Annotated in this window: 9 protein-coding genes; 6 read left to right on the forward strand and 3 right to left on the reverse strand. The window is 53.6% G+C overall.

Annotated elements, in window-relative coordinates; all coding sequences use genetic code 11:
* Window positions 1-12: 12 nt before the first annotated feature.
* The 5 genes from LRP54_RS03535 to LRP54_RS03555 all read left to right on the forward strand — a co-directional run bounded on the left by LRP54_RS03535 (window position 13) and on the right by LRP54_RS03555 (window position 7,276).
* Window positions 13-663, forward strand: a complete 651-nt coding sequence (locus LRP54_RS03535; RefSeq protein WP_231234973.1) for an N-6 DNA methylase — start codon at window positions 13-15, stop codon at window positions 661-663.
* Window positions 660-1,403 carry an Eco57I restriction-modification methylase domain-containing protein gene (locus tag LRP54_RS03540; protein ID WP_231234974.1) on the forward strand — a complete coding sequence of 248 codons (744 nt, stop codon included), beginning with the start codon at window positions 660-662 and terminating at the stop codon, window positions 1,401-1,403. Before LRP54_RS03535 ends, LRP54_RS03540 begins: the two co-directional genes overlap by 4 nt.
* A gap of 684 nt (window positions 1,404-2,087) precedes the next feature.
* Entirely contained in the window at window positions 2,088-3,380 is a 1,293-nt protein-coding gene (locus tag LRP54_RS03545; RefSeq protein WP_231234975.1) for a DNA adenine methylase, read from the forward strand.
* The gene (locus LRP54_RS03550; RefSeq protein WP_231234976.1) at window positions 3,373-4,920 is read left to right on the forward strand and encodes a DNA methyltransferase; all 1,548 of its coding nucleotides are present in this window, start codon (window positions 3,373-3,375) and stop codon (window positions 4,918-4,920) included. Before LRP54_RS03545 ends, LRP54_RS03550 begins: the two co-directional genes overlap by 8 nt.
* Window positions 4,904-7,276 carry a restriction endonuclease gene (locus tag LRP54_RS03555; protein ID WP_231234977.1) on the forward strand — a complete coding sequence of 791 codons (2,373 nt, stop codon included), beginning with the start codon at window positions 4,904-4,906 and terminating at the stop codon, window positions 7,274-7,276. The genes LRP54_RS03550 and LRP54_RS03555 overlap by 17 nt, the downstream gene beginning before the upstream one ends.
* Window positions 7,277-7,305: 29 nt before the next feature.
* Here the strand turns inward: LRP54_RS03555 and LRP54_RS03560 are convergent, their stop codons facing one another.
* The 3 genes from LRP54_RS03560 to LRP54_RS03570 are packed head-to-tail and all read right to left on the reverse strand — an operon-like array spanning window position 7,306 to window position 10,731.
* A complete protein-coding gene (locus tag LRP54_RS03560; RefSeq protein ID WP_231234978.1) occupies window positions 7,306-9,192 on the reverse strand; it encodes an ATP-binding protein in 1,887 nt (628 codons plus the stop codon).
* Window positions 9,189-9,629, reverse strand: coding sequence for an ABC-three component system middle component 2 (locus tag LRP54_RS03565; RefSeq protein WP_231234979.1), 441 nt, complete (start codon window positions 9,627-9,629; stop codon window positions 9,189-9,191). Before LRP54_RS03565 ends, LRP54_RS03560 begins: the two co-directional genes overlap by 4 nt.
* Window positions 9,622-10,731 (reverse strand): ABC-three component system protein, encoded by a 1,110-nt coding sequence (locus LRP54_RS03570; RefSeq protein WP_231234980.1) that lies wholly within the window; start codon window positions 10,729-10,731, stop codon window positions 9,622-9,624. The genes LRP54_RS03565 and LRP54_RS03570 overlap by 8 nt, the downstream gene beginning before the upstream one ends.
* Window positions 10,732-11,267: 536 nt before the next feature.
* On the opposite strand from LRP54_RS03570, the gene LRP54_RS03575 reads away from it, so the two are divergent.
* Window positions 11,268-11,873 carry a hypothetical protein gene (locus LRP54_RS03575; RefSeq protein WP_231234981.1) on the forward strand — a complete coding sequence of 202 codons (606 nt, stop codon included), beginning with the start codon at window positions 11,268-11,270 and terminating at the stop codon, window positions 11,871-11,873.
* The last annotated feature ends 28 nt before the right edge of the window (window positions 11,874-11,901 follow it).

Here is an 11,901-nt window from a genome sequence, read left to right on the forward strand (position 1 = left end):
CCAGGAGGAGATGTGAGCGAGCAGGTGCAACTAGTTAAGTCGAAGCAGCGCGTGGCCGACCATGGCGAGGTATTCACCCCGGAATGGATGGTCAACGACATGCTCGACCTGGTCAAAGATGAGTCGGAGCGTATTGATGCCCGCGTCTTGGAGCCGGCTTGCGGTGAGGGCGCTTTCCTTCAGGAGATCTTGCGCCGCAAGCTCTCGACTGTCCAAGCTCGCTACGGCAAGAATGACTTTGAGCGCCGCCACTACGCGCTCTTGGCCCTCATGAGCACCTATGGCATTGAGCTGCTTGCTGACAATGCCAAGATCTGCCGCGACAATCTTCTCGCTATCTTCATGGACTTCATCGGTGAGGATCCTGACGGCACGTGGGCGGCGGCGGCTCGCGCAGTCCTGGAGATCAACATCGTGCAGGCCGATGCTTTGACCATGACGGTCCCCAGCGGGGAGCCTTTGACCTTCGCCGAGTGGGGTTACCTTGGGGCGGGCAAGTTTCAACGGAGAGACTTCCAGTATCAGAACCTGACAAAACGTGCGGCTTTTGGGGAGGACACCTTGTTCGGTTCCATGGACATGGCCGAAATCTTCACCCCCGATACCTCGTTCCCTCCAATGACTGTGGCTGAGGTTGCCGCTAGAGGAGTGCAGCAAGCATGAGCGCGTCGAACCTCCTGTTGAACAAGCACAACCCTGATGTGCTCACCTGCATCGCGAACCTCTCGAACGATGAAGTGTTCACGCCTCCAGAGATGGCTGCAGCGATGCTTGACCTCGTCACCGAAGCATGGGCACGTGACCATGACGGGGAGAACCTGTGGGCGAACCCGAACGCCCGGGTACTAGATCCGTTCGTCAAAACCGGGGTATTTCTACGGGAGGCGACCCGCCGTTTCAACGAAGGCCTCATTACCGTTATTCCTGATGCTCAGGAGCGGGTCAACCACATCCTCACCAAGCAGATTTACGGGATTGCTATCACTGAGCTCACTGCCCTCATGTCCCGCCGCAGTGTGTACTGCTCGAAGTACGCTAACAGTGAGCACTTCATCTGTACCGCCTTCGACACGCCAGACGGTAATATCTGGTTTGAACGCACCGAGCACATCTGGGATGACAAAACCGGCACACGCGAGAGCCGTGTTGACCCGCTTTCTGGCGAGGAAATCTTTATCCGCACTGGCCGGCGCTGCTCCTACTGCGGGGCAGGCGAGAACGACTACGGGCGCGGCGAAGACCTTGAGACCCACGCTTACGCTTTCATCCACACAAACAACATTAGGCAACGCATTAACGAAATCTTTGGAGCAGACATGCACTTTGATCTGGTGATCGGGAAGCCAAGAGAGCAGATAATGATACGGGCTAACTGTGCGGGTGCGTATGCGCTTTCCGCTTGATACTGCGGGCAAATCTTGGGTGGCGGCATTCAGGCCGCTTTTTTCATGCCCTCTCACACCAGGGTTTTGTGGCGTGTTCACGTAGTTTCACCAGGTGGCTGCACCCAACTGTCTAACGCAAGTGTGGCCGCGTTAGACAGCGTGTTTCCCTCGTGGTTCTGATGCCGTCAGGAGGGGTGGGAGGATATTCCGTCCCAGGTGGTGCTTGGTGTTGTCACCAGCGCCGAACGACAAGGAGGAACCATGACGCAGCGAGGGCAAGCCGCGAAGCCACTCCCGGAAATACACCCCACACCGTTGGAAGGCCCTGACCCGGGTGTGCGGGAACTGACCTTACAGCATCACCGGCGGATACTAGTGTGACTAGACCTTACGGTAGTCCTGAACTTCATGAGCGGTTGTGGGAGCATCTCAGCTCCTTTGCAAGCCTTGAGGGCGTTGAAGGTAACTATAAGCGCATTCGATATCAATAGAAGGCGGCGTGAGATTGGGGCCTTATCACTGAGAGGGAAACCGTGCCAGCAGATGCGCGGCGAAGTCGCTGAAACGAGCGAGAGCACGGTATCGTAGGGAAGACGCCCGGACTGGGCATGGGTTCCGCCTAGCGTGACAGCTTGGTCAGACGTATGCCGAGAGATCTGGGGGTCCAACTGGTCAGACGGAGGTAGAGGAGGCTCTTGCAGGATGTCCCAGGAGTCATCGACCCCAACAGTCCCACCGTCTGCTGGCACTCAGAGCAACCAGATTAAAATCCCTCTCAGTATGCAGTACCTGGGATCGAAAACCCGGATAGCTGACTGGATTGTAGGAACCATCAAAACTGAGTTTCCTAACATGGGCACTCTCCATGACCTGATGGCAGGAACAGGAGCAGTTAGCTTTAAGGCTTCGCTTGAAGGTATGCGGGTATCTCTGAACGATATTCAGCCTTATGCTGCTTGGCTTCTTACCTCCCTTTTCGATGCAGATCGAAGTGGATTGCCAGAAATTATTTCGTACTTTAACAGCGGAGATTATGAGAGCAGCATACTCAGAAACGCTAGACTGCGGTATCGTGATTCGCTGGCGAAAGAAAATGTGGCGCTAGGCAACATTCTTCGGGGTGGAGACTGGAAAGCCTATGCGGCGTACCTCAGTGAGAATTCAGGAGACCCTAAAGAGGCAACTGGGGAATACGATCTTTTTGCGAGCTATTACCGAAATACATATTTTGGCGTCAGGCAATGTCTAGAGATTGATGCCATCCGGGAGTTCGCTGCAGAGTTGGATCAGGCAGAAGAAGTGCATGTTGTTGCGGCTCTCATTTCGGCAATGACCAACACGGCGAGTACGACTACTCATTTAGCGCAATACCTAAAGCCGACATCTAAGAGCGCCGCACTAAATATTGCGAAAAAACATAGCTTGAGCATCGTAAATCATGTTGTCGATGGTCTTGAGCGGTTGAGCGCAGGTCCGAAAATGAATAGCCAAGGCGTCTTCAATTTAGACTACCTGGACTATTTGTCGATGCGTGATCACATTGCACCCGGGGATGTAATTTACGCTGATCCACCATATTTCAAGGAGCACTACTCTCGCTATTACCATCTGTTGGATACTGTGACCTTGTACGACTATCCAGAGCTCACATGGAATTCCAGGCTGGAAAATTACACCGTAGGTCGTTACCGAAGCGGTCGGATTGTGTCAGATTTTGGTAAAAAATCCAAAGTTTTGGATGCCTTCGAAGGTTTGATTAGCCAGGCTTACTCCGCAAAATGCGGCTTGGTTCTAAGCTATGCGTCAACATCTTTACTGCCGAAGGAAGAGATTGTTGATCTTGCGCGTGCAATTGGCTTTTCGGTGAGAGTTGATAGTAGGGACTTAACTCATTCAAGTCAAGGCAAGTCCAATGCTAATAAAGAAGTGCTTGAGTACCTTTTCATTATGAAGCCACCGTCACGACAGAATGAGGAGGAGGTGTTGGATGTCTGAGCGGATTAGCTCTCCAATTCACGACACGCCACTAGGTCTGTTGCATCCATATTGGGCGCGCAAGCCTATGAATATTATCGAGCTGATCGTTAGAGAATTATCTGCTCCAGGAGAGCTGGTTGTTGACCCGTTTATGGGATCTGGAACGATTCCATTCACTGCGATTCTATCAGGACGGGATGCGGTCGGAAGCGATATTAGCCCACTATCGCAGTATCTGGCTAAAGCAACACTCCAGTTGATTGAAGGGAAAACACTTCTTGTAGAAGAGTTGGAACGTATTCTATCTGACCATGCCGCAAACACAGAGGGATGGTATCGACTCGGGGACGGATCGGTAATTGAAAGAAGCCGTTATTCTGTCAACGGCACATATAAAGGCGGAGAGTTTACACTTATCCCAACGGAGACTATTATAAAAGTTAAGAAGGGTGGCAAGTGGACTGGTCGCCGCTCACTGCCAGCCGACTCTCCACTTCTATGCGAGAGAGAAGTCTCTGTTAAAGATCAGAGAATCGTAAACTTTAACGAAATTGCGCTTAGCCCAAATTCTAGGATTGCAATCCCTGAGGGCGCGCTACTGGCTCATTACTTCACGCCAGAAAATCAGGCGAGTATTAACGAGTATCTCGCTCTTGTGGCTAAGAGTCCATTGGTCGATGATTTTGGTGAAGCTCTTAAACTCCCGCTCTCTGCTGCTCTGCCAATGCTCCGACTTAGCGACAAGAAAGCAAGTTCCCAATGGCCATACTGGCGCCCGAAGACCAACCTCACCTCTCGGAACCCAATTATGGTCTTCAAGAGCAAACTCGATACAATCAAGAAGTTTCTTGCCTGGTCGAGTCGATTTGATAATGCGCAGGTCGGATCGTTCAATATCTTCGATGTTGCAGCACAAGATATGACGCTCGGACATCTTGATCGTTCTGCGCGTTTAGTACTCACTGACCCTCCCTATGGCGATCAGGTACCGTACCTCGAATACGCCAATCTTTGGATTCCTATTCTGGGCTTAGAGACGCCACATGATGCCGCAAATAAAGAACTCGTCGTGTCTAATAGCAGTGACAAGCGGGACGTGACGGCTGGTTATCAAAAAAATCTATCTAAATCGCTCTCTGTTTGCATCGATCTTGTTGGCAAGCAGGGCATTGTCGCTTGGTTTTATCAGGATCATGCCTTGTCTAACTGGCAGCATCTGTACAGGGAAGCACGATCTCGTGGATTCGTAGTTCAGTCGGTCATTGCGCTCCCTAAGCAGCGACGTTCATTGAAGACCATTACCAGTCCGCACCGTACGTTGGATGGCGATCTTCTGGTTGTGTTTTGCAGTGAACAGGATTCCGAATCGCAGCGCAGAGTCCGTCGATTAACCCAATCTATCAGCGAGTCCCTAGAACCTGGCGGATTGTTTGCTGCGTATGCGAAATTCTTGTCCCAGGCTCTCCAAGATGGCTCGATCATGGAATACCCTGGTACCTGTCGTACTGTAGAAGACGCTATCAAGATTAAGGAGGTTGACAATGTACTGGCTTCTTGATGATGCACGAAAGCAGCAGGTTAGGGAGACCGTAGAGGGTCTAGTCAATGAGATTTCAGAGATTACGACCCGCTCTCAGGCTGATCAGCTATTTCCCTTTGTCGGACGTAAAGACTTGAGCAAAGCCTCTGCTGTCATTCGTTGGCTCAGTGAGCCGGGAGATACAGTAGTGGATCCCTTCAGCGGATCAGCTATTTTTTCTTATGCTGCGGCCTCCATGAATAGGTTTGTGATTAGCAATGAGTGGGAACCCTATACGTGGCGGATCTCATCTGCCCCCTGGCGTCTGCCCGAAGAAAAGGTATTGAAGAATGCACTTGACGACTACCTTTCTTCTGTAAAGCCACATCTAGATGAGCTCTACCAGACACGCTGCAATTGCGGGCATCTTCATGTATTAGATTCTCTTTTCTTCGACCGTGTCCCGCTTGCATATAAAGACGTTCAGCCTCACGAGCGCCTAGGCAAAGACGGGCGTACTGTAATTTATCGTGGTCGGTATAAGTGTCCTAAGTGTAAGTCGACGGAAAAGTTCTTCGATACAGAAGATGAGGCTCATCTGCGGACATTGAATCAGATGCCTCTCAGTGCGTTTGCCAAGAAGGTGTTTTCTTCTAACCTGATCGAAAATTCTCGCATCAATCTCTCTTCCGCATTCACCACCTATGGTTCGCTTTTCCCACACCGATCGAAGCTTGCGTTTTCATTCATGTGGGAAACGCTTGAAAATAAAACATACCCGAATAATGTAAAGCTATTTTTGGGTGATGCCCTTTTGTCCATTCTTCCGCAGGCAAAATTCAAGGACTATCGCAGCAAAAGTCAGGATCTCCACGTTCCTGAACGGCAGCTTCGAGAAGTAAACCTTCTCAACAGGTTTATCGACCAGGTGTCACTACGATCTAGGAGGCTTCGCGAGTATTCTTTTTCAAGCGACGATGGAGCATCTCCAATCGCTTGCATGGATTTCCGTGACTTCCTAGCTCAGCTTAATAATTCGAGCACATCCTTACTGTTCACTGATCCTCCCTGGACAGATGGGAACGCTTATTTTGAAAAGGCCCAGCTCTATCATCCATGGCTAGGCTATGAGCTAAGCTCGGATGCAGATCGGCTCGAGAAAGAATTTGTAGTTACCGATGCACCTTCAAGATCAGCTGTACATGACATGAATCGGTGGTGGAAAGATCTTGATGATTTGTTCGCAGCATCCTCACGTGTAATTCAGGATCTTGGATATCTAGCTATCTATTTTCGGCCCATTCCTGCAAAGCAGTGGTTGACAAATCTGAACCGACTCAAACTCCATGCTCGCAAAGCGGGATTCGAACCTTTGTTGACCATTGATGCTGCTTCAAAAGATCCTTCAATGAGGATTCAACAGAGCGCATCGTTCGTCTTCTCGGATGATATTATTTTCGTTTTCCTCAAGCTTCCACGTAATATCCAGCGTGTGTTTTCAGGGTCGACTGACGTTGATTATCTCGTGTTCAAGTCGGCCTCAGATCTGCAGGAATTGAAAGGCGCTCCGTTCACCTTCCGTGAGTGGCAGAACCGATTCACGACTCTCTGCCTAGACAACAATGTTCACGATATTTTGGTCCCCTCGAAACAAGATCAGGTAGTGGCTCTCTTTGAACGGTATATCCGTGAAGTCACACCCGGCATGTACTTGGTTCGGCCTGATACTCCATTCAATGGTCAACTTTTCGACGTTCCTGTACAGGAACGGTTGTTTGCTGTTGTTCCCTCTATTGTTCAGGATCTGACCAAAGAAGGAAGCCTATTCTCTTACGACCAATTTCTGCTGCGCCTCTCTGCCTATGTGGAGAATGGAACTCGCATGCTGATTCAGTCGATTGAGTCGGTTGATGTTGCGCGGTTACTCTCGCCGTATGCCGAGCCTATTGAAGACGGAAAACTGTTCCGTCAAAAAACTATTCCAGCCCTTCCCGTGAGCGTTTCAAAACTTATGGATCTTGATCCTTATGAATTTGAAGCATTCGCTGCAAAACTTCTTGAAGCTCAGGGATGTACGCAAATTGCATTGATGGGCGGTTCTGGGGATAGAGGAGTGGACGTTTCGGCGATTGACAGTAAAGGGCGAAGCGTCGTTGTTCAATGCAAGCGCTACCTGAACAACGTCTCTGCGGATCCGATTCAACGTCTGCACAGTTTTGCTGTAACGCGTGGTGTCGATCGTAAAATCGTGATTACAACTGCTGGCTTTACCCCGCAGGCGCTCGACGAGGCTGCACGTACTGATACTGAGCTGATTGACGGCTCCGCACTCGAGCTGCTCGTTCAGACTTATCTTCCGGATTTCCTAAAGGACGGTAACATGCTGAAACTATGATTTTCGATGCTGCTCGTTTTCAAAATAGCCTAATTCAGAGGTTCTTCGAGTAGCCCGGCGCGTCCCTCGCTTTCCTTGCCGGTGAAGACGATCTCGTTGGCTTTGTTGGCGTGGTAGTCAATGAGCGGGGTGACGTCGGTGTTGTTGATGATGATCAACTGGCCGTCCCCGGCATGGTCGAGCGCGTAGTCGAAGAGGCGTCGGATGAGACCTAGCTTGGGGCGGCCGCTGCCACCTGCCCGTTCGGAGACGAGTTCGGTGTCGCTGTTGTTTTGTTCGAGTCCCAGGGTTGGTGTGTCGATGATGACGAAGCCGGGCTTGTAGACCGCGTGGTCCTTGAGGTAGCGGCGTAGCGCCATCAGCATGATGAAGTTGAAGAAAGCGCGGTAGCCCTTGCCGTGGCTGGCTTTGCCTTTCGCTCCGATCTTGATGTCGAAGGAGTCTAGGTCCAGTCCGGCTTTCTCGCTGCCAACGTAGGCGCACTCGTGGAGGATGTCGCGCAGGTAGGTGCTGAAGGCTTGTTCGAAGTATCCGCCGAATGGAGCGAGCGGGTTGAACGGTTCATCGTCGGGTTCTTGGGTGAGCAGAATGATGTCTCCCTGCCGCTTTTCGACATACTCCTGGCGTCGCTTGAGGTACTCCAGTTCAGGGGCGATGCGCATGGTCTGTTCAATGTCACTCACCCGTGCAGAAAGGTCTGCCAGTTGCGGTTGCAGGAATTCCGCCAGGGCAGACTCGATGGCCGCTGCTCCCTGTGCCAGCTTGTCTCTGGTGTTGTTCGAGGTATCGATCTTCTCTTTGAGGGCTTCTTGGGCGGAGCGTAGCGAGCGAAGGTCGGTGATGAGGGTCTCCAGCTCGGCAGCGGCCTGTTGCTTAATTGCTGTGGCCGCATCCGAGTCAGTTTCTACAGGCGCTCCGCAGGTGGGGCATTCCGTAGGGATATCGATACCAGATAGTGCTTCCTGGGCTTCCGCGATAGCAGTGAGGCGTTCAATATTGGAGAGGTACACCCCGGCGAGCTGTTCGTTTTGGTCGGACACGAACCGCTGCGCATCGAGTTCACTGTCGGCTTCGTGGATGAGGTGGATCTGGGTAGCGAGTTTGCTACGTAGATCCTTCTGGTCGGCCTGGAGCTGTTGGATTTGCTCTTTGATGGTAGCCCTGGCGTTAGTGAGATCTTCAAGCTGAGGTGCTGTGGGAACTTGCCCCTCCAGTTCTTCGATCCGGTCTTTGAGGTATTCGAGTTCTCTAGAGTACTCGGGTTGGAGGATTTCCCACCGGCGGGCTTCCTCCCTGGGGTCGCGGCGTTCGCGGGTGTCCTCGTGGTGGGTGTCGTTGAAGATGAGGTCGAAAGCGGTCAGGGTGGCGGTTCTGTTTTGGCCGAAGATTGAGGTTTCGCTGGTGATGTTGCCTTCGGCGCGTTGGAGTACTTGGTGGAGGTGACGCCAGGTGAGATCTTCTTTCCGGGCGTACTGGTTAGTGATGATCTGTCGGCGTTCCCCTCTAGGCCCCATCTTGACGCCGACTAGCCGCAAGAGGATGTCTGAGACGGTCATCTGACCCTTGGTCTTCTCAGTGACGGAAACCGGGTACCCCTGCGATGGGATGCCATATTCGTGTGGGAGCCTGACTTCGACCTGGCTGAAGCCGATTTGGCGTTTGAAGGTGGCAGGGCCATGCTCCGTTTCCAAAGTAATGGTGACGGTGTCGTAGCCGGTTTCGCGTGGGAACGGTGTTGAGCCACCGGCTAGGACAAACCGGATGGAGCGTGCTAGGTAGGTTTTCCCGGTGTCTGAAGGTCCGTGGATGATGTTGACCCCGGGGATGAGGGTGATGATGGAGGGTTTGCGCGGGTTGTGGATGTCGCTGCTGGTGATGCGGACTTCTTTGATCCAGAAGGTGGGGTTTTCGCTCATTGTTCCTCCTCAAAGGCTCGGGGAGCAACGGCGTGAATCATTGCTCGGACTTGGTCAAGGGTGTGCCGGTCGACGTAGTCGAGGGCGAAGATAAGGGCTTTGCGATACTGCTGGTAGTAAGGGCTGTCGAGCTTAGCGGCAAGATCGAAGCCCTTCTCGGTTGCTTGAATACCGTGAACTGTTCGTGTGGTCAGTCCGCGCAGCTGACTCCACTGGATCGCGGTACGGACTCTGGGGTCGCGTCCAGAGAGGCGACCTAGTTCGGTGCGTAGGTCTCCGTGAAGGTTCGTGTGCATCAGTCCGAAATCTGCTCCGCGCGTGGCCAATAGGTCGATAGCAGCCAGTTCGGTGATGCTGCGGGCCGTGTCGGGGGCGGCAGACAAGATAAGCAGGCAACGGATTGCCAGGTCCATGTGGGAGTTCAGCAACTTACTCATCGGCACCCCCAGCCTGCTGTGGTGTGGGCACCCAAGTGATGTGGCTGGTGTCTGCCAGGCTATGGCACACGCCCTTGCGCGCGTCATTGTCGAACAAACCCGTGGTCTGAGGCACGTGCGATTTGGTCAGTTGCGCGCGGGTAGATTCAGTAAGAACGATGTTGAGCTTGTCGTAGGCGTTGCCTTGCTTGAGGCGTAGTACCGGTTTGAGGGCAGAAAACAGATCCTGTTTGATCCGGTCGAACTCTTCTTCTCCGTCCACGCTGACTTCCCGCATCAGAGCCAGGATGCTCATGGCTGTGTGGAAGCACTGAACGTAATCGGCGTAATCCTCCTGGTACTGCTCCGGTGCGCTTCCAATATCCTCGGCCGTGATGGTCTGGCCTGCGTCTTCGCTGAACGCGAGACAGGCTTGGTTGATGAAGCGGCGGCTGCGGTACTTCGTGGTGTCATCGCAAGTGAAGCTTTCCGGTAGGGCGACCGTGCGGCTGCCGACATGAAGGACACCATCGGCGACGTAGATGTCGCTTGCCTTCAAGCTAGAAAATCGAACCTCGTAAATGTCTTCTTCTGTGTACGAGTCTTTGGTGGACTCGTACACAGAAGGGTCCCACTCCACATCGTTGATTCGAGGAATGCCCTGGGCAAGATTCGCGAGTCCATCGGTGAGAAGGTCGGCAATTAGCTCTGCGGTTTGGCTAGTGCCCACTGTGAACCCATGAGCTTTGAAGATGACGAGCCAATCCTGGCGACGCGAGATGCTGATGCGGTCGTCAAGATATGTCAGAAGCCGGTTTCGATTCAGATGAGTATGCCAGTACCGCGCGCGCTGTCGTGAAATGAGCCGACCCTTTTGGCCGGAGTAGTAGCGCTGGAGAGTGTCCAGATACACGTCTTCCCGGGCAGGGTCATACTTCCCGGGGAACTTACTCATGTAAAAGGGGTTGTTCTCCTTCTTAGCCGCCTCCGGATCCATGCTGACCGTTGCCAGGTGACGGATAAACCAGCCCCCACCGTCTGTATCGGCGGGCATCACGCTGCGCTCCAAATCGTTGTAGCGCCAGTTGGTGTGTAGGAGGCGCAGCAGATCCACGACCAGCATGCTCGCTGTCCTCCTTCCTCCTCATGTACAGCCATGTACGGAGCATGTACGGCGATGTACCAAACGGCCTCGCGGCGGAGATTCTGAGCGGGGAAACTCAAAACCAACAGTGCGAGCCAGATGCCTAACTGCCATCTGATGTCAATCAGATTTTACGGCCGGAGACCGCATCTGCCCCGCACCGTGGAACCTGACGTGTCGCACTCGTCACGTCTTGAGAACAAGGAGTTTCCCCAATGCCCCTCCGGAACCGGCCCCCGCCCCGGTAACCAGTAGCGCCGCCAGCTGACCGTCGACACAGCCACGCGGCCAAGCCACCCACCCGTGGCCACGCGCGCAATCCGGCCACACCAAAACCACAAAAGAACCTGAGGAAGGTTCGGCGGGAGCCTCTAGAGGCGCTCACGCCCATCGGCCTAGACCACCCATGTCTAGCCGGTGTGCACTGAGCGCCTTTTCGCTTACCCGCCACCAATCTTCCTCACCCAACCAGCTCCCGCCGACAGCCCTTCCTCCCTAGCCAAGGGGAAGAAAACATGTCGGCAACCCACGACAAAACTAGCCAAGCATCCGCCTACATCCACCGGGTCAAGATTGACGCCAATGGCAAGGAGCGCATTGAGATCCTTGTGCCTTCAGCCAGGGGCGTGGCCTGGACGCCCCTGCCAGCCAAGACTGAGCAGCCGCACTTCTATGAACCGTCGGTACTGGAGGTACTGCTGGACCCGGGGCAGCTGCCGGAATGGAAAGTGAGCATTTTGGCGGACATCTACCGGGAGTTCCGGGACGCAGAGAACCGGCGCAAGCGCAAGGACTCCTCCTACAGCGACCAGCCTGAACCTCCCAGCGCGGCAGCACTGACGGCCGCCATCACCATCGAACTGGAAACCCAGGTGGCCCAAGACGATACGGCCGCACGCATCCTCGCATTGATCCCCAGCGACAAGGTGCGTGCCCGGGTAGAAGCCCACGTACTGGACGGGGCGACCTTCAAGGAAATCGCGATGGCAGAAAACCCTCACGCCACCGAAGCCGAGATCAAGCGGGCTGAAAACAGTGTGGGCCGCTCCGTCCAGCGTGCCCTAAAAGCCCTAGCCACCAAGGTGGTTCCCGATGGCATGTCCGGTTTGGGGCTGCGGTGAGGGCGTACCAGTGCAAGGCCCGCCCGAC

The sequence above is a fragment of the Schaalia sp. lx-100 genome, assembly GCF_021083625.1.
GTDB lineage: Bacteria > Actinomycetota > Actinomycetes > Actinomycetales > Actinomycetaceae > Pauljensenia.